The following is a 20,092-nucleotide window of genomic DNA, read 5'->3' on the forward strand; positions in this document are numbered from 1 at the left end:
TCTATCCTCAAAAAAAGCAATTATTGTTCATTAAATCAATAATCAATGATTCTCTCCCCTGCATCAAAGGTACAATATAGTACCAAAATATACTTGAACCAAGTATATACATATCAAACAACAATCTTCTTTGCCCCAAAATCAACTGCTTTCTATAAAGCTTAGTTGCATATATAATCATAAAAATAAGCCATATCTTATATATCCTAGTTGCAACATTTGTATAGAAATAAAATGGAATAAGGAGCATAAGAACCAAAGTCCCATCCTTTACAAAAAATTCATACGTCCCCCCCCTTGTCTCAACATCATCTTTGCTATAGAACAATATAAAATATCCCAATATTTGCCATAATCCAGTCACTATAAATACAGATAAATTTATCGGCGATTCGTAAGTACTAACCATCGGAATGTAACTAGATACTTTAAATAGTAGCATTCCAGAAAACACAAACATACAAACATCTATCATTATTACTCTTATAAAATGTCCTTTTATAAAAGTAATAAATAAAAACAACACAAAAAACACTGATAAAAAATGAAACTGCGCCGCTACAATAATCAGCACTAAAAAAATTATTATATTTATGTATTTTTTTATAGTATTTTTCTTACAATTATATATTCTTTTATAAAACCAGTACAATGCCACAACAATAACGCATGTTGCCATCATCGTTTTAAGTTGCCAGCCATTCTCTATATATACAAATACAGATATCATGCTCAAGACATACGCTATTTGGTCTGTCAGCTTTGACGATATATAGCATATCAACATCAGCGAAATTGCTGTAATCGTCACATGATACAACTCAAAGCTTATTCCAAAATTATGAAAGCATATACTCATAAATGAATATAGTTTTTGTAATGAAATATCTATCATCCACTCGTTTTCATATTGCCATATATAATTAGGTAAATCCGTCGTGCCATTATATCCTCCATAAAGCAGTGACATCGCTACTATTTCTACCCACGCGACTATCTTACATTTAGCGAATAGAAATCCAAACAAAGTTATCAAAAACAATAACTGCATTTACTTTTCTCCCAACCTAACAAGATCTCATCTCTTTACTTTTATATAATTCTTAACCTTGTCCTTAAGATTTCTGTAACGAATGCTGATATATTGATTATTGAACTTCTTCTTTTTTATATTGCTAAAATCCTCTTCTACTGAATCAAAGTCAACTTCTAAATCATCAAACACATTTGGTATGATTTTATATACTGTTTTACTATGATTTACTCTAACATTCATCTTCCTTTTTTGAAGATGAATATATAAAAAATATTCTCTTTTTATTTCTTTCCCTTTCGCAAAGAATCTCACAAGTTGTCCATTATTCCATATGAATAAAGAATCCTTTATATTTTCTATTTTCCCATCACCTAAATCCAGTTTAAAACCATTTGATTTAGTATATATATCTGCTGCAAAACTTTTATCCCAAACACTATATCCATACTTTCTAAAAATAGTATTTATGTTATCTTTTCCCATAAATTCCTCATCAAAATTAAAGTTTGAATCACTCAAAAAAGCTTCTTTGTACAATTGCTTATCATTAATATTTTTCATGAACAATCTATTTAATTCATCCGTGTTGCGAATCAAACTAAGGTGTCCCAATGTGAACACCTTATCATAAGATAAAATATCATCTGTTAAAAACGACCTCATATCACCATATATTAAATCCAAATCACCATATCCCCAGTAATCATATCCTCTAACTATGTCATTAAAAATATATCCATAAGCAGGCTTATATTCACAAAGTTTGTGTACAGAATTTACAGTTGCCTTGAAATTAAATTTATTATCTATTAAACGCTTGACATCTGCAAAAGACATCTTTACTCTTTTCACATTTGGCGGAAAATCATACTCCGCATCATTATCACTAATTATTGTCCAATCAATAGTACTATTACAAGCACACGAATCGAGAAACAATTGATAGTAATTAGGAAAATTACCAAAATAAGGAATAATAATATTTATTGTTTTATTTGCCATTTTTTCCTCGCCATACATGAAAGCAACTTTTCCGTAACTGTTATACCAATTGTTTTTGTTGCTATATACATAATTAATTCTCTTTTTCTCGTGAATTTTTTTAAAAACTTAATATTATGTGCCACAAATTCGAAATAATTCGACCATTTTTCTTTTTCCAACTGTGATAAAGCAATCATAAACATTGATATATTTTTTGCCAAGTAATATTCAAACACTGAGCTTTTTTCCTTTGGCATTTCCCTTTTTATTTGCAAACACTTTTTAAAATTTTCTCTTATATCAATAATATTTTTTTCCGATATATTCTTAGTTATACTACCATTCCTTTGCCGATACGAATATGGCGTCTCTGATAAAACACTAACTTTTTTGACAGCCTTAAAAAGAAGTGCACACCACTCCATATCTTCGCTATATACATCTTTCCTAAAATAAATATTATTTTTTTCTAACACCTCTCTTTTTACCACTTTATCCCACGCACAAATATTAAATTCTCCTGCCACTACAAGTTCTTCAACAGTCTCGCTTTTGGAATGTGGAACATATTTTAGTACATCTTTGTTTCCTAGTACCTTCTTATATCCAAACACAACCAAATCTGAACGATGTTTACAAAGTAAGGAATATATTTTTTTTAAAAATGTATTATCATTCCAATAATCGTCTGAATCAAGGTATATTACATATTCTCCCACAGCCTGCTTAGTTCCAATATTTCTCGCATCTGACAAACCACCATTTTTTTTATGTATCACTTTTATAGCACTATTTTTTTCTTTCAACATATCACATATGCCGGAAGAATTATCCGTCGACCCATCATCAACAAGTATTATTTCATAATTTTTATATTCCTGTTGTTCAATACTGCTAACGCATTGCTGCAGATATCCAGCTACATTATATACTGGAACGATAATGCTAAACATCATATAATCACCTTTTTGCTCATATATCTTGATATATCCTAGATGAAATATTTAAAACACTTTTCTACCATTTCCCAATTTTTCCTTCATTCTTTTCCAGCATCTACTTATATATCGCTTCAATATATCTTTACGTTTGGCTATTGTTGCCTTCCGCATCTATATGTAATTGCCTCTGCATGGGTTATAAATCAGTTTGTGCGTAAATCATTACACACAACCCATTTTACATTCCTCAATGGCACTACCAGGAGAATAATAAAGTTATAAAATATTAAGAAACATATAAAAGCAGGCTACTTGACCCCCAAAGGTTCCCGTTAAGCAACACGAAGCCATTAAATTGTTCCTTAGAAAAAGTGTAGAATCCCTATCATTCATGACACTACAGTTTACATGGTATGTGTGCGAAGGCTATGTTTGCAATGCTTGACAGAGTCCTGCCATACAGGCGTTCTAAATCACTAGAATTTCCTTCCCTTCTATTTCCTATAACTGCGCCAACCATAGCAAAGGAACTCTAACGAAAATCCGAGCGGCTTACTAAGAGAATATTTCCAAAAATCAAAGCCATAGCTACTATCCTCACCGACTATATGAAGAATAATGCGTTTATTATGATCTTACATCCTACAAGCCGCTTAAATACAAAACGAAATATAACACCTATTTAGATGATTCATTTCACTTATTTTGAAAATATCTCCCACTATAAATAGCTGCCATTATTCCTTGAACTTTCTCCTGTGAAAAATCTTTTATTCGTAGTTTATTATATTTTCCGAACCGTTCTCTTTCAGCTTCTCTACTACATATTTTTACGATTGATTCTTTCCACCCATCATCATCATCAACATCTACTAAATACCCCCCTTTATCATATTCAATCAAATCACAATTTCCTCTAATTTTACTAACTACACAAGGCAGCCCCGAAGACATAGCTTCCATAAGAGAAACATTCAGACCTTCTCGTCTAGAGGGTAGAACAAATATATCACTCAAACGCATCAAATCATCAATATCATCACGATACCCTAATAAATAAACTTGTTTAGATAATCCCAATTCTTCTATATATTTCTTCAATCGCTCTTTTTGACCGCCAATACCAGCTATAAAATAAAAAATATTTGGATTTCTTATTTTCCCTAATGCTTTAATTATCACACGATGATTTTTATTATTATTTAATTCACCGACCGAAAACAATATAATATCATTCAAAGAACAGCATATTGGCAATTTTTTCTCTCGTAGCTCTCTCTTCTTCTTTAAAGAAAGGCCCTCATTTGTGTAAATATCTGTATCAACTCCCACGCCAGGAACATAAACAATATTGGTGGCATGAAAACAGTTTTTCACGCGACTATAATCTTCTCTATTGATAGTTATCAAGGTATCGGTAACCCATGATAATTCTCGTTCTATTGGGTAAAATAGTACCCAATTCTTTCGAGGAGCACCTCTAAAAAAATGAAAACCATGCGCAGTGTATATTACCTTCCCTCCCCATTTCTGCACATTAAAGGCCGCTGCAATTCTGGCCACGACTCCACCTACCGGAGTATGGCAATGAATTATCATATAGCGATATTTTTTTATTTGCTTTCTAAGCTTTAAACTTAAAAGCATATTTTTGCCATAAGCGAACGGTGTACGGGTAAAATGATAATCGAAAATACGCACACCAAGTGCCTGCATATCTTCAATAAACTTCTGTGTTGACATTGCCGATGTTGTATTTCCAGTATTCAAATTACAAGCCACATGCACCTCATAACCTAGCTTTTGCAATGTGTCGATATTACCACGATTAAATTGGTCAATCATAGATGCTGTAGTTGTTACAAACAAAGCTCTCTTCTTTTCTACATTGTTTTCATTTTCTGCCCTTACTTTCAGATAAACACTTTGAGCCACAGCAATTATTCTCCCTTTTTGTATAAAATTAATGAATATCCCGTGCTAATTAATCCTCCTATGATAAAACCAACAACTACCACTAACATCATTCTAGGGCCTGAAGGATTTTTAGGTAAATTGGCTGAATCGATGATCTGGATATCCATGCTTTCCATGGCTTCCTGGATTTTGTCCTGTTCGCACTGCTGGACGAGGCTGGTGTAGATTTGCTGTTTGATTTTCGCGTCGCTTTCGAGTTTAATGTAGTCCATGACGGCTTCTGGGAGCTGCGAGATTTCTGTTTCTTTCTCGGCTTTTTTCTCCTTGATAGCCGCTTCACTAGCGCTGGCGGCGCTGGCCTGTGCCTGGGCTACCGCCTGGTTCTTTAATAGTTCCATCTGGGCGCTGTTGAGGCTGGCGGCGTTGGAGTTTACGACGGCACCGACTTCATCGGATAACGACTGGCTGAGCTGATTCAGCTGACGCTGTGCCGCGATGACAGACGGATGATTGTCGGTATATTTCTGGCGCAGGCCGACGAGTTCTACCTCCTTGGCGACAATCTGCGCACGGATGCTCTGGACGGTGCTGTTATCGTTGATGTTGTAGCTAGCGGCTCCAGCTTTCTGTTCGCCGAGTTTCTGGGTAGCTACATCGTACTGGGCCTGGGCCGATTTCTGTGCTACCTGCATCTCACCGATGGTTTTGTCGTAGGCATTGAGCTGCTCGATAGCGAGCTTGGCCTGGTCATTGGGGCTATAGAGTTTGTGCTCTTTCTGGAAAGCAGCCAGTTTTGCTGCCGCATCGTCGGCTTCTTGCTTCGCATTTTCGATGCGCTCGTTGAGGAATCGCACCAATAGGCTCTGCGTCTGCTGGCTGTTTTCGGTCTGCATGGTCAGGAAGTTATCCACGACTCCCTGCGAGATCATCTGGGCCTCTTCTGGCGTACGGCCTTTGGCGGTTACTTCGATGAGGTTTGTCTGCTTAGTATTCTTGATGTCGAGTTTCTGCTTGGCGAAATCTTTGGCCTGTGGCTTTTTGCCATCGGGCCATTCCATCTCGTCGATAATCGGTTCGAGGACGCGGCGGCTTTTCATCAGTTCGATGTAGTTGGTTGGTGAGGCATTCGAGCTGCCGCCGCCGAGGCTGCCGACGTTTATCCCCATTGCTGCTGCCATGGCAGCAGCTCCGCCGATGTCTTTGCCGGCGCTGCGGGTCTGGACGAGTGTCGTGGACTCGTACTGTTTTGGCAGCATAAAGGCTACGATAACGGCGAGGATGGTGCAGGCGGCGATGATGCCGCCCACGACTGTCTTCCGCTCGAGCATGATCTGCAGGAGTCTGCCGAGGTCAATGCTTTCTTCTTTTTCCATGTGATTTTTCTCCCCTATTTCTTCTTATATTTTAATATGCACCATTATCTATACACATCTATTGCAATTATATAATTCGTGTGTTTTTATGTCAATTTTACACACGCAAAAACGCCCAGATAATTCGATTATTTCCAATTATCTGGGCGTGTTGTTTTGCTGTTTTGTTATATCATTAGGACTTTTCTCCCATCCAGCCGGGTACCGTGCCTTTGCGCATCATGTGATTGTCGATGCGCTGCAGGATGAGTCTGGTCTGATGGAGCTGACGAAAATGGATGTACTGGGCTTCGATGAGTTTCTGCCGTACGGTAGCTACGGACCACAGCAGATGCAGGATCTTTCCTCCCGTGAGTTCGATGTAGCTGTGCCGCTTGGTTTCGGGATCTGCACGGAGGCCTTCGACATGACTGATGTTGATGTAGGCCCATGTCCGATGCTGGGTGCTGTAGCCCGGGGTACGGTATTTGAGTCCCACGAGCAGCATATCGAGCGATATCGGGAGCAGGAAGGCATGACGTGCGCCCAGGCTCGGCGCGTAGTGGTGGCCTATCAGCCGCAACGTCTTGTCCTCGTCCTCAGCATAGTGCCTGACGACATAGCTGGCTGTCCGGTGCTCCTGTATGATGCACTCTCCGCTGCTCGTCAGGATCTTGGTTCCCTCTCCACCATCCGCGGTGGTAAAAGGAACGATGGCGTTTACTTCATGTGGATGCGGATAAATCATGGATGGATTCCTCTTTTCCATTATTTAGTACAGGTGTGAAACATTAGACGCCTTGTTATTATTATAAATTGATTAAATATAAATTACAATTGTTTTTGCATTGTTTTTCACACGAAAGACTCCCCGCAATCTGCAGGGAGCCTTTCTCTATCTCAAGGGCGGCGTTGAAGTTCTTTTACCAGGTTTGCCAGCTGCTCGGTGAAGTTATCCATCGAGCGCTGGAAACGGGTTAGCAGGTAGAAGGTGACTACGATGGGGAAGCCAACGGTGGATATTGCCGTCAGGATGGTGTTTTCCATGGTCATGCGACGATTTCCTGATCGTCCACGTTCTGGATGTAAGCCTTTTTGAGGCCCACGGCCGGATAGCCGGCGACAATCAGTGCTTTCGTGGAGGTGATGGCCTCGACGAAGGCGTCGATATCTGCCTTCGTGATGTCCGCACGGGGATTCGGGACCGTAATCGTTGTCGTTTTGCCGTTGGCCAGATTCATGAGGATTTTGAGTGTGGATTTCATAATGCATTCTCCTTTCGCTATCTACGGTTACGCTACGATGCTGCTGGCATCCTGACGGATGTAGGCACTGACCGTGCCCGTCTGGAACTCGGCCAGTGCACGGGCTACCGCATAGAACTGATCGTCCGTGAGCTCGGCGTTGATGTTGCTATAGGTGCGCTGGGCCAGCTTTTCTTTGCCATCGGCCGTCTGGCCAATGACGACTTTGAAGATGAGTTTGGTGGTGTTGTCTTTGCGTTTTGCCATTTGGATTACTTCCTTTCTATATGGGATAGTAGTTTCTCGAGGAGTGGTTCCTTGCCCCTCTCACTTTTATACATGACGCGAAAAGAAAAAAAGCAGCCTTTCGGCTGCAAAAAAAAAGAACTGCGGTTGTTCAAGCCACAGTCCTGCGCTCTATGGAAATCTCATCAATTCCTTAGCTTAAAATCAGTATAGCATACTATTGCGGGAAATTCAATATTCTGCTAAGATAGAACTCGTTGCGGAATCACCGCCGATTGGAGGTGATTTTCTGTGGAACAAAATCTCATCAATTTCTTGCTATCTGTACTGGCTAGCGTAATCGGCTGTTACGTTGTCAGATGGATCGACAGATGGTAATCCGCAACTGTATGAAGATCCTCCGCCTATGGACCGTTCACCCATAGGCAAGCGTCCGTCTAAAACGACGGGCGCTTTTGTATTATTTATGAAACTACTTACAATATCCCACTTATCTATTACGCGTCAACCGTCGCCACTTTGGCTACGGGGTCGGCATCTTCGCGAACCTGACCGTTGGCTTTATATTTAATAGAAAGAACCAGCAGTCCGGAGAGGAACATGAAGGCACCCATGACGTAATAGCCGAGGTCGAAATTGCCCGTGGTGGTTTTGACCCATGCCATCATGTTCGGGCCTACCCAGCCGCCGATGTTGCCGCAGCTGTTTATGAGGGCTACGGATGCCGCAGCGGCAGGGCCAGTCAGAAAGGTTGTCGGGATCGTCCACCACACGCCCATAGCGGCATGGATACCGATAGCAGAGAGGCAGACGAGGAAGAGGGCCATGCCGAGGCTGCCCGCGTGGGGCGAGCAGGCCAGACCGACAGCGCCGACGAAGAGAGCGCCAGCTACATGCCAGACTTTATCCCCCGTACGCGTGGAGGTATAGCCGATGATGACCTGCACGACCAGAGCTGCCGTCATCGGGATGGCGATAGCACCGCCCAGGAGCGAGGTCGAAAGACCAGAGAGTTCTTTGAGCACCGTCGGCATCCAGAAATAGAAGCCCCAGAAGCCAACGACCCAAAGGAAGTAAATGAGGCAGAGTTTGAGGACTTTCGGATCTTTAAAGGCTTTGAGGACCGTGTATTTCTTGCGGCCCTGCATAGCGGCCTGCTCGGCTTCGTAGTTTTCCGTGAGGTATTTTTTCTCAGCCGCCGTGAGCCAATGAACCTGATCCGGACGGTCTTTGACACAGAAGAAGAAGAATACGGCAAAAGCCAGGGCCGGAACGGCCTCCAGAATGAAGAGTTCCTGCCAGCCATGCATGCCAAAAAACGAAGTCTCTAAGAGGACACCAGCCATTGGCGCACCGATGATGTTCGAGAGCAAAAGGCTCGTGAGCATCAGGCTCGTAGCCCGGGAGCGTTCCGCCGCCGTGAACCAGCGCGGGAACAGGATGGAGTAGATAACCGGATAGAGGCTTGCCTCCGAAGCCCCGAGCAGGAAACGGCAGAGATAGAAATGGAATTGAGTCGTCATAAAGGCCATGGCCACGCAGACTAATCCCCAGGTGAACATGATGCGGGCGATCCACTTCGTCGCAGAGAATTTTGCGGCCACCAGCGATCCAGGAATCTCGAAAATGAGATAACCGACAAAGAAGATGCCTGCGCCGGCACCGAATACCTCCGGGGTAATCCAGGGGAGGTCCTGCGTCATGGTGAGTTTGGCATAGGCCACGTTGACGCGATCGATGCAGGCAATAATGGATACCAGGAATACCGGCAGGATGATACGCCAGTCCCGTTTGCGTTTGAGTCGGTCAAGGTCCAGATTTTCCATAGATGATTCCTCCTAAAAAATAATAGCAAAAATAAATTTGCGTAATAAAAAAGTCCGTCCCGATAAAGGGACGGACGATATATCCGCGTTACCACCCAGATTCCATAGCTTTTGTCCGCTATGGCGCTCTACTACGTACTCTGGCGGCATCGATATAGTTTCTTCCTGCAATCAACGTACCATCATACGCGGCTCCTATAACGGGGAGCTGCCGTGGCCACTTACTGACAGCGATCTGCTGCCGTTCAGCGCCATGTCTCGGAGATGATTTTCTGCTCCCGCTGTACTACCGGCTTTCACCATACCCGGCTCGCTATGCGTCTCACCGTGAACATACTCTTTCTCGTCATCAACTGTGTGTTATATGTGTTTTAGCATTTACAACTTTACATACGATAATAGCACCCATATGTAAAGTTGTCAACTATTATTTCATAAAACTACAAAAATCCCGTTAAACAGCACCTAAACTGTTCAACGGGACTTTTGTTTCTCATTTCGCGCACTTATTCCGCGTTATAATTTGAATTTCGTAATCTCCTGACGGAGTTCGTGCGCCATCTTGGCCAGGCTTTCGCTGGCGTTGGAGATTTCCTGCACGCTGGCACTCTGTTCCTCCGTAGCAGCCGAAACGGTTTCTGCCTCCTCAGCGGCAGCACGGCTGGCGGTGCCAATGGTACGGATGTGGCTGACGATTTCCTCGCCGTTCGCTGCCATTCCCGAGATTGCAGCCGATATCTGCTGAACCTGATCGGATACAGCCTCGACGATCTCGATGATACGACGGAAACTCTCCCCCATGCTGATGATGTTCTGCGTACCGACACGAACCTCTTCACTGCCAGCCTGCATGCCAGCAACGGCATTTTCCGTATCCTTGCGCGTCTGCTGGATCAGTTCGGCAATCTGCTGTGCGGCTGTCTGCGAAGACTCAGCCAGTTTCCGGACTTCATCGGCAACGACAGCAAAGCCGCGGCCATGCTCACCAGCCCGGGCAGCCTCTATCGCTGCATTGAGGGCCAACAGGTTAGTCTGCTCCGAGATAGACGAAATCGTATCGACTATCTGGCCAATCTCAGCCGAACGCTCTCCCAATGCAGTAACGACACCAGTTGACTCGTTCGTGCTCTGTTCGATGCGCTTTATCTGACCGATGGCCTGCTCGAGCGTCTTGCCCCCCTCGCGGGCTACCTCAGCAGCCTCACGGCCGTGGCTGGCTGCCTGATCGGCCTGGCCGGCGATACTCTGGATGGTTTCGTTAAGCGTTTCGATAGCGCCACTTGTAGAGTTTACGGCATCCAGCTGTTCTGCTGTCCCCTGCGCGACTTTAACGATAGAGTCTGCAACTTGATTGGATGCCTGTGCCGACTGCTCGGTCGTAGAGCTCAGCTGCTGCGCCGAAGAGGAAAGGCTCTCCGAGGAGCAGTTCGCACGATCCAGTACCCCACGGACTTCCTGCCGCATAGACCGGACAGCACCAGCCAGTTGGCCCAGTTCGTTGCTGACCGTTATACGGCTCGGACGATTGCGGAAATCGCCATCTGCCAGCAGCCGCATTTCCTCCATCATAAGGGAAAGCGGGCGCATCGTGCGGTTCACTGTGAAGACAACCCCTAAAGAAATCAAGAGGATCAGCAGCACGCTGATGCCCACCATGATTTTCAGGACATTGCCCACCGGCGCAAAGAGTTCATCCTGATAGGCAATCGTAGCCATGCCCCAGCCCGTTGCTTTGATAGGATTGTAGAAGGCAATCATATCCCTGCCGTCTTTATTGGTATATTTATAGACACCAGCCTCGCCCGATAACATTTTCTCTCCGAGCGCGCGAAGCGCTGGATCGTCTTCTTCCGAGATTTTCTTTTTCATGACGGCATTCTCATCCGGATTGACGATATAAGTACCCTCTTTCGAAACAAGCAGGCTGTAACCATCCTCACCGAGTTTGAAATTGCCTACCTTTTCCATGACGGCATCCACGTAGATAGCCGCCAGGACCATGCCGACATTCTCTCCCTTTTCATCTTTGGCCAGCGCAATGGAGTTGACGATGATCTTGCCTGTTGCCTGCGAGATAACCGGCGAAGCCATGAACGAATCCTTCGCCCCCGTCATGGTCTCCTTGTACCATGCCTTATCCGCATTGTGCATTTCTTTGAAGCCGTTCTTGGTCTCGCCATAGAGTACCCCCGAGCCGTCAAACGGGCCCCAGCTGACACTATCGTAGACACCCGGATAGATTTTGTTCATGAGTGCCAGACGATATTTGTTGTTCTCGTTCATCCCTTCCGGCGAATCCTTGAGTGCTTTTGCCGCCGGGTTGCTGGCCGCGGTCTGCGTCTCAAGCATACGTGCGTCCAGCCAGCTCGATACTCCATCGGATACCTCCTGTGCATTCCGCAGTGAAGTTGTCGTGAGCTGCTCTTCAAAGGTCGAACCGACGTATTTGAAAATAACCCCAGCCATCACGACCAGGCCAATGATGACAACCGGTAATACATACATCAATATTTCGGTTTTGACTGTGCGGACTTTACCTGTTTGTTCCGATTTTCTGTGTTTGTCTGACATGTTTATCCCTCCTGTTTGCTATTCTTTACGAATGCTTTCCTTACATGTCTATTACCCGTATACTTCTTTACTCGACCAGCCATATCCTGCCTGCAAAAATAATTTATGCAACACATGTCTTCGTGGTATAATGTGTATCGGGAGTGTATACTCCTTCCTAATATACACTTTATCATTGACAATCTGTCAACCATGTGTTATTATGCAAAACATATAATACTACTAGGAATTGGAGGAAACGTGCTTATGATTAAGCTCTCTCATATAGAGAAGACTTATGATAGTCCCAGTGGCCCGGTCAAAGCACTCAAGGGAATCGATCTTGAGATTGCGCGCGGTGAGATCTACGGCATTATCGGACTATCCGGTGCCGGCAAATCAACGCTGGTACGCTGCATAAACATGCTGGAACGGCCTACATCCGGACAGGTCTTCGTCGATGGCAAGGAGCTGACGAAAATGTCTGCCAGCGAGCTGCGGGAAGCCCGCAAGGATATCGGTATGATTTTCCAGCACTTTAATCTGCTTTCTTCGGCAACGGTCTATGAGAATATTGCTTTCCCGTTGAAACTGGCAGGAGTTTCTGCCGCTAAAATCGAAGAGAAGGTACGGCCACTATTGAAGCTTGTCGGTTTGGAGGCTAAGGCTGACCAATATCCTTCCCAGCTATCCGGTGGCCAAAAGCAGCGTGTCGGCATCGCCCGGGCACTCGCCAGCGAGCCAAAGGTACTGCTGTGCGACGAGGCCACGAGCGCCCTTGACCCGCAGACCACCAAGGCTATCCTGGAACTTATCCGGGACATCAACCGCAAGTTGCAGCTGACGGTAGTTGTCATCACGCATGAGATGCAGGTCGTCAAGGATATCTGCGATAAGGTCGCCGTCATCGATAAAGGCATCATCGCTGAGCAAGGTTCAGTCATTGATATCTTTACGAATCCGCAGCAGCCCATCACGAAGGAATTCATCAGTGTACTGCTCTCGAATGATTTACCGGCGGCCTTCCGCGGCAGCATCGTCTCGCAGGAGCCGGCACCTGATGCTTATCTTTTAGTTCGGTTGACATTTATCGGCGAACGCGCCGATGATCCCGTCATCGCCGGCATGATCCGGAATTTCCCGGAGGTCGAGACCACCATGCTCTTCGGCAACCTCGACCAGATTCGGTCAACGCCATTTGGCCGCATGATTATAGGGCTCACCGGTCCTCATGAACGCGTCCAGGAGGCTCTCGCCTATCTGCAGGCAAAAGATCTCAAAGAGGAGGTGATTGGCTATGTTCACCGACATGATTCCACTGCTCACTAAGGCTTTGGGTGAAACCGTCTATATGGTGGTGGTATCCATGGTCATCGCCTCAATCGTCGGCATCCCGCTCGGCGTACTGCTGCATACCACAGGGAAGGGGCAGATTTTGGAGTCCACAGGCTTTAACAAATGCCTGGGCACCATTGTCAACGTCATCCGATCCATCCCGTTTATCATCCTGATGGTCGCTATCATTCCGCTGACCCGCATGATTGTCGGTACCGCTATCGGCACCTCAGCCGCTATGGTCCCACTGGTCATCGCCTCGATTCCCTTTATCGGCCGTCAGGTCGAGACCAGCCTCAAGGAGGTTCCCTACGGTCTTATTGAGGCGGCACAGTCCATGGGCGCTACGCCGTTCCAGATTATCTGGAAGGTTCTGCTGCCGGAATCACGGGCCAGCATCACCGCTCAGCTCACTACCGTTATCATCAGTCTGGTCGGCGAATCCGCTATGGCCGGTGCTATCGGCGGCGGCGGACTCGGTGATCTGGCAATCCGCTACGGCTACCAGCGCTTCCGCCCGGAGGTAATGGTTGCCACCGTGGTCATCCTCATAATCCTAGTCCAGCTAGTCCAGCTTGTGGGTAATACCCTGGCGAAAAAACTAGATAAAAAGTAATCCGATTACAATTTAAGGAGGCTTACCTATGAAAAAGATTCTTGCACTTATCGCGGCTCTTGCAGTCGCTACCCTTGCCCTCGCCGGATGCGGTGGCAGTGACTCGAGCAGCTCCGGCACCAGTGCCGTAGCCCAGAATTCCTCGGGTATGAAAACGCTGAAAGTCGGCGCCACGGCTGTTCCCCATGCCGAAATTCTCGAAGTGGTAAAACCGCTGCTCGAAAAGGACGGCATCAAACTGGACATTGTCGAATTCACCGACTACGTCCAGCCGAACCTTGCCTTGAACGACAAGGAGCTCGATGCGAACTTCTTCCAGCATGAACCGTACCTTACGAACTTCATGGAAGAACATAAGGAAGTCAAACTCGTAAATGCAGCCGGCATCCACATCGAGCCGATGGGCGTGTATTCCCAGAAGGTCAAAGACCTCAAGGACCTCAAAGACGGCGCTGTGATTTCCCTCCCGAATGACCCGACTAACGGCGGCCGTGCGCTGCTGCTGCTGGAAAAAGCAGGTCTTTTGAAGCTTAAAGAGGGCGCTGGCGAAAAGGCTACCGTCCAGGACATCGCCGAAAACCCGCACAATTTCAAATTCCAGGAAGTAGAGGCAGCTCAGGTGCCGCGTACCCTGGAAGATGTTGATGCCGCTGTGATCAACACCAACTATGCTATGCAGATTAACCTCGTTCCGACGAAAGATGCTCTGTTCATGGAGGACAGCACGTCCCCCTATGTCAACATCCTTGCTGTCCGCGAAGGCGATAAAGACCGCCCGGAAATCCAGGCCCTCATCAAAGCTCTGCAGAGCCCGGAAGTAAAGGCCTTCATCAACGATAAATACAAAGGTGCTGTCGTCGCAGCCTTCTAATCTTATCGCTAAATTTTAAATGCAACAAAAAAGCATGTGGAATCGCCCACATGCTTTTTTGTTGCGTTTTAGAAGTTTCGCCAATACGTCCAATGTACGTTCGTAGAATTTACTTCAAACTCATCAAACTCTGGAATCGACTGACCGTTTGTCGTTACCCAGAGGCTCTGGTTCTGACGTCCTTTCGGACTCAGCGAGCCGAGGTACATGTCGTTGTAAAAATAGAAGTGATCCGAATATACCTGCGCACCGTTATTATAGAGCGTGATATTCAGCGTCATGCTGCTTACTTTCTGGATGGAATTATACGAACCGTTGTAGAAATAGCCGTCGATATCCAGTCGATTTGCGCTGGTACGGCGAACACTGGTGGCCAGGAATTCTACGCCATTGGAAGCATCGATAATCCGCTGGTTGCGTGCAGCCTGGCGGTCACGGATGGCCTGTTTACGCGCGGCTTCGGCTTCAGCCGCACGGCGTTCGGCCTCGATACGTTTTTGTTCCTCGATGGCCTTTTTCTTGTTAATATAGGCCTTGAGATCATCGGGCAGCGCACTAAGCTGCATCGCCGTGGCAAAATCCGTCTTGGGAATCTGAATCTCGCCTGCACGTTCAGCCAAATCTTTGGTGTTGGCCTGAACGCGTTTTACCACCTCGTCTGTCCCCTTATCGAGAGGCTGATTGACGACTGTTTTGGTGTCATCGATGAGGCTTCGCTCCAGCTGAACGGCCTCAACCAGTTTCTGATTGGCATCCTTGTACTTGCTGCCAGTACGCGAAGACTTGAGGTCGCGGGCCAGTTTATCCAGGTTCTCGCCCGCTTTATCCAAGCGGACAACAAAGTCCTTGGTCGCATCCGCATCGGGATCGCCATTGAGGTCTTTCGTCTCCTTCAGGAGATTCTGCACCTCGGTGACGACTTCCTCGCCCTTGACACATTTGGCTACATAGCGGTCTTCCGCTCCGCGGACATAGGCAAAGGCACCTACGGCAACGATGAGGAGCGCTACTACGATGCCGATAAGAATCTGCGTCGTATGTTTCTTTTTCGGCGGCATTGGTCCATAGCCGTAACCCGGCGGTGGCGGCGGTGCCATGTATGGTGGCTGCTGGGGCTGTACCATCGGCTGCTGCGGCATCCCCTGCTGCCAAGGCTGCTGCTGTGGCATAGGAGCAAGTTCCCGCACAGGCGGCATGCTCTGCGTGGCATCAAGTGGCGGCATTTGCTGTGCCTGCTGCTGCAGCTCCATGGCGGCCTGCGCAGCCTTCTCGGCCTCAGCGGCCTGTTCGGGAGTCACTACCGAATCAGCGGGCTGCGCCGTCGGCTGTGCTTGTGTCTCCATCGCCGTGGTAACTGGCGGCTGCGGCTGGGTATTCTCCATCGCCTCATGATTCGATCCGTCAGCGGGCTGCGCTTCCGGCCGGGGCTTTCCGCACATCTCACAAAAATTGCCGGAATTCTTCTGGCCACAGGCACAGGTCCATTCTTGCTTTTCTTCCATTGGTTACTCCTTCCCTTGGTGCAATAATTTTGCCTTTACAATCCTTTTTACTGATTCATCGATTCGCTGCTGGGATATCTCACCGTTTTCCACGGCCTCCAGGATGCCCAGATAAGCGTCCGTTGCATAGGAATATTCATGACACATCATAATCATATCCACTCCAGCCTTGACCGACTGAATGCCGCGCTCACGTGGGCTGCTGTATTTCGCCACAGCCCCCATGTTCAAGTCATCGGTAATGATGATACCATCATAGCCGAGTTCTTTGCGCAAAAGATCTGTCACAATCGCGGGGGATTGGCTGGCCGGCCGCTCAGGGTCAAAGGCCAGATATTTCAGATGTCCCACCAAAATGAAGTAATCTTCCTCCGAGCGGCTGCTGATTATTCCCTTAAATGGCACTACATCGTTCTGCATGAGTTCTTCCCGGCTGGCCATGACCGTGGAAACATCGAGATGCGTGTCCACTGTTCCTCGGCCAATCCCCGGGAAATGTTTGAGCGCATACATCACGCGGTTCTTTTCATACCCTTGGGCCGCAGCCGCTAAGAATTTGGTTACCGATTCGGGGTCCTGTCCATAGGAGCGGCCGCGCGTGCCGCCCAAATCAGCCACGGGCGCAAAATTTACATTAATCCCCAAGTTTTTTAACTGCTGCGCGGTTCTATCCGCCCAGCCCTCAGCCTTGGTGACATCGCCCGATGCACCGATTTCCTGCTGGGACGGTGGTGGCGTGATGAATGCTTTGCCACGAACCACGGCACCGCCCTCTTCATCAATCCCAATGAATAGCGGTACTTTCTGCTCGGCCTGCTCACGAAGATGGTCCGTAAGCGCCTTTGTCTGCTCCGCCGATTCGAGATTGCGGTCAAACAAAATGATATTGCCGATATGATACTGATGCAACATAAATAAACTATCATCATTTACATCCGTACCATAGATACCAATCATGACCATCTGCCCAACTTTTTCCGGAAGCGTCATGGATTCCACGATGGTATCGACCTGCTCATCCAGTGTCTGAGCAGGTTTGTCCGCGAGCGCCTTCCCCGTATCAGCTGTCGACAGGCAACCAGCGCAGAGTGCCAAGGCTCCCATCATAAGACTCAGGGCGATTGCCCATTTTTTCTTGATCATCATGATTCTCCTGCTTTACTCGGTCGTACGGCGAATACTGATGTAGTTGACCGTATCCGTTCCCTGAACTACCGCAAAACGCAAGATACCCGTCTGTCCTTGAAGATCCGTATAGCGGTATTCGTAAAGGTCTTTGCCGCCATATTCCGACTTCATGTAGTCCGTACCATAGGTATTTTTCACCTCGCTCAGCAACGAGCCCTGATGAAGACCGCGTTTTGTCACGGCACTATCGGTCTCCGATACCAGTGAAGTGACCATATCGCCACGGGTACCGACCTCAACCGTCGGATACTTGTAAAATACCATGCCATCCTTCTGCTTGGTGGATATTTCCTGCCCCAACGTCTCGTGCATCTGCGCGACCGTCATCCCCAGGTCCATTCCGCCCAGCGAAAGATCCGTCTTCATCTCGCGGCTGCCATCCTGCTTCTTGTCCGCCGTCTGATTCGGCGCTGCCTTTTCCCCGTTTTTCGAGACCGTGCTGTAGTTGCTCGGCGCAGGCTCATTCCCAAAAACGCCTTCCCTCATCGCAAAAAATACCAGCCCCAGCACCAAAATCAGGGCGGCAATCCCCAAACCGATCTTGAGGTTTTTATTCTTATCCTCCGGCTGCTGATATGGCTGCTGATAAACCGGCTGTCCATACATCGGCTGCTGATAGTTTGGCTGTCCGTATTGCTGCCCGTAAGGCTGCCCGTAAGGCTGCTGGTTTTGCGGCGGAATCTGCTGCATAGGCGGCTGCTGTGGCTGCTGCGGCGCTTGTGGCTGACTTACCACCGGACGTGGCTTTCCACATTTCACACAGAAATTGCCCTTGTTGCCAGACTGTCCGCAACTGCAACGCCATTCAGCAGTCGCAGTTTCCCTATTCTCCATGAATAAACCTCCTAACACCAATGTCTACTGGCTTTAATGTATATTTAATAAGTCTAAAAATAATTATAACGCTATTATTCAAAGTTTGCCAAGAACAAAATATCCTACAGCCAATCACAAAACCCCCGCTGACTCCAAACAAGTCAGCGGGGGTATCTTCCCAAAACTTTTTCTCAAATCACTTTTATTTGCTGAAGAACAGCGCATGATACCCATTAATGAAAATAACGAGTACGATGAGCGGCAGGATCCAGGTCACATAGAAGCGCACACAGGTTGGGAAGGCCGTGCCTTTACCGGTATTGGCCTCCTTGATGAAGTTATCCCAGCCCCAACCATAACGGCTTGTGCAGAACGCCAGATAGACCAGCGATCCCAACGGCAACAAATTATTGCTGACAAAGAAGTCCTCCAGATCGAGAACCCCCGACCCTGGCCCCAGCGGCTGAAACCCGCTCCATACATTGAAGCCAAGCACACAGGGCATCGACAGGATAATGATGACCGGAATTCCCCAACGAATAATCGTCTTGCGGTTCTTATGCAAAAGCTCGAAGAAGCAGACGATGAGGTTTTCAAAAACCGCAATGACCGTCGACATCGAAGCAAACGTCATGAACAGGAAGAACAGCGTTCCCCAAAGGCGGCCGAAGGGCATCGCATTGAATACGTTTGGCAAAGATACAAACAGCAGATTCGGGCCGCTGGCCGGATTGACGCCATAGGCAAAGCAAGCCGGGAAAATGATGAGGCCTGCCATGATTGCGACGAAAGTATCCAGCAGGACCACCCAGATGGCTTCGCCGGTGAGGCGTTTGGTCTTGCCGATGTAACTGCCGAAAATCGCTAAGGCGCCAATGCCGATGGACAACGTAAAGAAAGCCTGGCCCATCGCCGCAAAGATGACTTCCTTAATCCCGAATTCCATCAGCCGTCCGAAATCCGGATACAAGTAGTAGTGCAAGCCCTCCCCGCCGCCCGGCAACAGAACACTGTTGACCGCGAGGACCACCATAAGCACCAGCAGACAGGACATCATGGATTTGGTAATCCGCTCGACACCAGCCTGTACGCCCAGATAGCAGACGCCGCCACAGAGCAGTACGATGGCTATCATATACCCAGCCATGGTAAGCGGATCCTGCAGCAGAGCACCAAAGACAGCCCCAACGCCAGCAGCATCCAGACCTTCCATGCCGCCCGAAGCCATCTTATAAAGATAGTAGAGCATCCAGCCCGATACTGTCGTGTAGAACATCATCAAGAGCAAATTGCCCGCAATGGCTCCATACTTATAAAGATGCCACTTCGTCCCTTTCGGTTCGAGCGCATCGAAAGACATGGCCGCGCTGCGGATACTCGCACGGCCAACGGCAAACTCCGCTACCATGATGGGGAGTCCCAGGATGGCCAAGAACACCAAATAAATCAGCACGAATGCCGCGCCACCGTATTCTCCCGTAATATAGGGGAAACGCCAGACATTGCCGAGGCCGATCGCACAGCCAGCGGAAACCAGGATAAAGCCCAGACGGGTCGAAAAACTTCCTCTTGATTCCAATAAAGCACCTTCTCTAATTAAAATTCCGTTGCGGCCGGAAATGTATCTCTTTTAGGTTTACAATGATACACTCCTATACACAATTACCT

Annotated in this window: 18 protein-coding genes and 1 other annotated feature; of the genes, 4 read left to right on the forward strand and 14 right to left on the reverse strand. The window is 47.2% G+C overall.

Going from position 1 to position 20,092, the window contains the following annotated elements:
- Positions 1 to 7: 7 nt before the first annotated feature.
- The 5 genes from T504_RS0108605 to T504_RS0108625 form a co-directional block, all read right to left on the reverse strand.
- Positions 8 to 1,051 (reverse strand): EpsG family protein, encoded by a 1,044-nt coding sequence (locus T504_RS0108605; RefSeq protein WP_033170670.1) that lies wholly within the window; start codon positions 1,049 to 1,051, stop codon positions 8 to 10.
- Between the two features lie 27 nt (positions 1,052 to 1,078).
- Complete coding sequence (locus T504_RS0108610; protein ID WP_033170697.1) at positions 1,079 to 2,038, reverse strand: DUF6625 family protein; 960 nt, start codon at positions 2,036 to 2,038, stop codon at positions 1,079 to 1,081.
- Positions 2,020 to 2,976: a glycosyltransferase family 2 protein gene (locus tag T504_RS0108615; RefSeq protein ID WP_051635293.1), complete on the reverse strand. Its 957-nt coding sequence runs from the start codon at positions 2,974 to 2,976 to the stop codon at positions 2,020 to 2,022. Before T504_RS0108615 ends, T504_RS0108610 begins: the two co-directional genes overlap by 19 nt.
- 681 nt (positions 2,977 to 3,657) lie before the next feature.
- Positions 3,658 to 4,896, reverse strand: coding sequence for a glycosyltransferase family 4 protein (locus T504_RS0108620; RefSeq protein WP_051635294.1), 1,239 nt, complete (start codon positions 4,894 to 4,896; stop codon positions 3,658 to 3,660).
- Between the two features lie 5 nt (positions 4,897 to 4,901).
- The gene (locus tag T504_RS0108625) at positions 4,902 to 6,251 is read right to left on the reverse strand and encodes a GumC family protein (protein ID WP_033170671.1); all 1,350 of its coding nucleotides are present in this window, start codon (positions 6,249 to 6,251) and stop codon (positions 4,902 to 4,904) included.
- Between the two features lie 88 nt (positions 6,252 to 6,339).
- Between T504_RS0108625 and T504_RS14590 the strand changes: the two genes are divergently transcribed.
- Positions 6,340 to 7,017 carry a hypothetical protein gene (locus T504_RS14590; protein ID WP_156033508.1) on the forward strand — a complete coding sequence of 226 codons (678 nt, stop codon included), beginning with the start codon at positions 6,340 to 6,342 and terminating at the stop codon, positions 7,015 to 7,017.
- Between the two features lie 113 nt (positions 7,018 to 7,130).
- Here T504_RS14590 and T504_RS14235 read toward each other — a convergent pair whose 3' ends face one another.
- From T504_RS14235 to T504_RS0108650, 5 genes are all read right to left on the reverse strand, one after another.
- The gene (locus T504_RS14235; RefSeq protein WP_231473885.1) at positions 7,131 to 7,283 is read right to left on the reverse strand and encodes a YvrJ family protein; all 153 of its coding nucleotides are present in this window, start codon (positions 7,281 to 7,283) and stop codon (positions 7,131 to 7,133) included.
- Positions 7,280 to 7,495, reverse strand: a complete 216-nt coding sequence (locus tag T504_RS0108635; RefSeq protein WP_033170673.1) for a DUF2922 family protein — start codon at positions 7,493 to 7,495, stop codon at positions 7,280 to 7,282. Before T504_RS0108635 ends, T504_RS14235 begins: the two co-directional genes overlap by 4 nt.
- Positions 7,496 to 7,522: 27 nt before the next feature.
- Complete coding sequence (locus T504_RS0108640; protein ID WP_033170674.1) at positions 7,523 to 7,741, reverse strand: DUF1659 domain-containing protein; 219 nt, start codon at positions 7,739 to 7,741, stop codon at positions 7,523 to 7,525.
- A 476-nt stretch (positions 7,742 to 8,217) separates the two neighbouring features.
- Positions 8,218 to 9,546, reverse strand: a complete 1,329-nt coding sequence (locus tag T504_RS0108645) for an MFS transporter (protein WP_033170675.1) — start codon at positions 9,544 to 9,546, stop codon at positions 8,218 to 8,220.
- Between the two features lie 63 nt (positions 9,547 to 9,609).
- Positions 9,610 to 9,905: a binding site (T-box leader), on the reverse strand.
- 157 nt (positions 9,906 to 10,062) lie between these two features.
- Positions 10,063 to 12,117, reverse strand: coding sequence for a methyl-accepting chemotaxis protein (locus T504_RS0108650; RefSeq protein WP_033170676.1), 2,055 nt, complete (start codon positions 12,115 to 12,117; stop codon positions 10,063 to 10,065).
- Between the two features lie 246 nt (positions 12,118 to 12,363).
- On the opposite strand from T504_RS0108650, the gene T504_RS0108655 reads away from it, so the two are divergent.
- Genes T504_RS0108655 through T504_RS0108665 form a run of 3 tightly spaced genes read left to right on the forward strand, consistent with a single transcriptional unit; the run spans position 12,364 to position 14,918 of the window.
- The gene (locus T504_RS0108655) at positions 12,364 to 13,425 is read left to right on the forward strand and encodes a methionine ABC transporter ATP-binding protein (RefSeq protein WP_033170677.1); all 1,062 of its coding nucleotides are present in this window, start codon (positions 12,364 to 12,366) and stop codon (positions 13,423 to 13,425) included.
- The gene (locus tag T504_RS0108660; protein WP_033170678.1) at positions 13,394 to 14,047 is read left to right on the forward strand and encodes a methionine ABC transporter permease; all 654 of its coding nucleotides are present in this window, start codon (positions 13,394 to 13,396) and stop codon (positions 14,045 to 14,047) included. The genes T504_RS0108655 and T504_RS0108660 overlap by 32 nt, the downstream gene beginning before the upstream one ends.
- Before the next feature lie 28 nt (positions 14,048 to 14,075).
- Positions 14,076 to 14,918 carry a MetQ/NlpA family ABC transporter substrate-binding protein gene (locus T504_RS0108665; RefSeq protein ID WP_033170679.1) on the forward strand — a complete coding sequence of 281 codons (843 nt, stop codon included), beginning with the start codon at positions 14,076 to 14,078 and terminating at the stop codon, positions 14,916 to 14,918.
- Between the two features lie 68 nt (positions 14,919 to 14,986).
- On the opposite strand, the gene T504_RS0108670 is transcribed toward T504_RS0108665, so the two are convergent.
- From T504_RS0108670 to T504_RS0108685, 4 genes are all read right to left on the reverse strand, one after another.
- The gene (locus T504_RS0108670) at positions 14,987 to 16,420 is read right to left on the reverse strand and encodes a hypothetical protein (RefSeq protein ID WP_033170680.1); all 1,434 of its coding nucleotides are present in this window, start codon (positions 16,418 to 16,420) and stop codon (positions 14,987 to 14,989) included.
- 3 nt (positions 16,421 to 16,423) lie between these two features.
- On the reverse strand, positions 16,424 to 17,566 hold the full coding sequence (locus T504_RS0108675) for a glycoside hydrolase family 3 protein (protein ID WP_033170681.1): 1,143 nt from the start codon (positions 17,564 to 17,566) through the stop codon (positions 16,424 to 16,426).
- A gap of 12 nt (positions 17,567 to 17,578) precedes the next feature.
- Positions 17,579 to 18,442 carry a hypothetical protein gene (locus T504_RS13910; RefSeq protein ID WP_051635295.1) on the reverse strand — a complete coding sequence of 288 codons (864 nt, stop codon included), beginning with the start codon at positions 18,440 to 18,442 and terminating at the stop codon, positions 17,579 to 17,581.
- A 184-nt stretch (positions 18,443 to 18,626) separates the two neighbouring features.
- Positions 18,627 to 20,003 (reverse strand): sodium-dependent transporter, encoded by a 1,377-nt coding sequence (locus T504_RS0108685; RefSeq protein WP_033170682.1) that lies wholly within the window; start codon positions 20,001 to 20,003, stop codon positions 18,627 to 18,629.
- Positions 20,004 to 20,092: the final 89 nt, after the last annotated feature.

It is taken from the genome of Selenomonas sp. ND2010 (assembly GCF_000702005.1).
Classification (GTDB): domain Bacteria; phylum Bacillota; class Negativicutes; order Selenomonadales; family Selenomonadaceae; genus Selenomonas_A.

Coding starts and splice junctions, on each gene's coding strand:
- T504_RS0108605 (WP_033170670.1), bottom strand. CDS start 1,051: ATGCAGTTATTGTTTTTGATAACTTTGTTTGGATTTCTATTCGCTAAA.
- T504_RS0108610 (WP_033170697.1), bottom strand. CDS start 2,038: ATGGCAAATAAAACAATAAATATTATTATTCCTTATTTTGGTAATTTT.
- T504_RS0108615 (WP_051635293.1), bottom strand. CDS start 2,976: ATGATGTTTAGCATTATCGTTCCAGTATATAATGTAGCTGGATATCTG.
- T504_RS0108625 (WP_033170671.1), bottom strand. CDS start 6,251: ATGGAAAAAGAAGAAAGCATTGACCTCGGCAGACTCCTGCAGATCATG.
- T504_RS14590 (WP_156033508.1), top strand. CDS start 6,340: ATGTCAATTTTACACACGCAAAAACGCCCAGATAATTCGATTATTTCC.
- T504_RS14235 (WP_231473885.1), bottom strand. CDS start 7,283: ATGACCATGGAAAACACCATCCTGACGGCAATATCCACCGTTGGCTTC.
- T504_RS0108635 (WP_033170673.1), bottom strand. CDS start 7,495: ATGAAATCCACACTCAAAATCCTCATGAATCTGGCCAACGGCAAAACG.
- T504_RS0108640 (WP_033170674.1), bottom strand. CDS start 7,741: ATGGCAAAACGCAAAGACAACACCACCAAACTCATCTTCAAAGTCGTC.
- T504_RS0108645 (WP_033170675.1), bottom strand. CDS start 9,546: ATGGAAAATCTGGACCTTGACCGACTCAAACGCAAACGGGACTGGCGT.
- T504_RS0108650 (WP_033170676.1), bottom strand. CDS start 12,117: ATGTCAGACAAACACAGAAAATCGGAACAAACAGGTAAAGTCCGCACA.
- T504_RS0108655 (WP_033170677.1), top strand. CDS start 12,364: ATGATTAAGCTCTCTCATATAGAGAAGACTTATGATAGTCCCAGTGGC.
- T504_RS0108660 (WP_033170678.1), top strand. CDS start 13,394: ATGTTCACCGACATGATTCCACTGCTCACTAAGGCTTTGGGTGAAACC.
- T504_RS0108665 (WP_033170679.1), top strand. CDS start 14,076: ATGAAAAAGATTCTTGCACTTATCGCGGCTCTTGCAGTCGCTACCCTT.
- T504_RS0108670 (WP_033170680.1), bottom strand. CDS start 16,420: ATGGAAGAAAAGCAAGAATGGACCTGTGCCTGTGGCCAGAAGAATTCC.
- T504_RS0108675 (WP_033170681.1), bottom strand. CDS start 17,566: ATGATGATCAAGAAAAAATGGGCAATCGCCCTGAGTCTTATGATGGGA.
- T504_RS13910 (WP_051635295.1), bottom strand. CDS start 18,442: ATGGAGAATAGGGAAACTGCGACTGCTGAATGGCGTTGCAGTTGCGGA.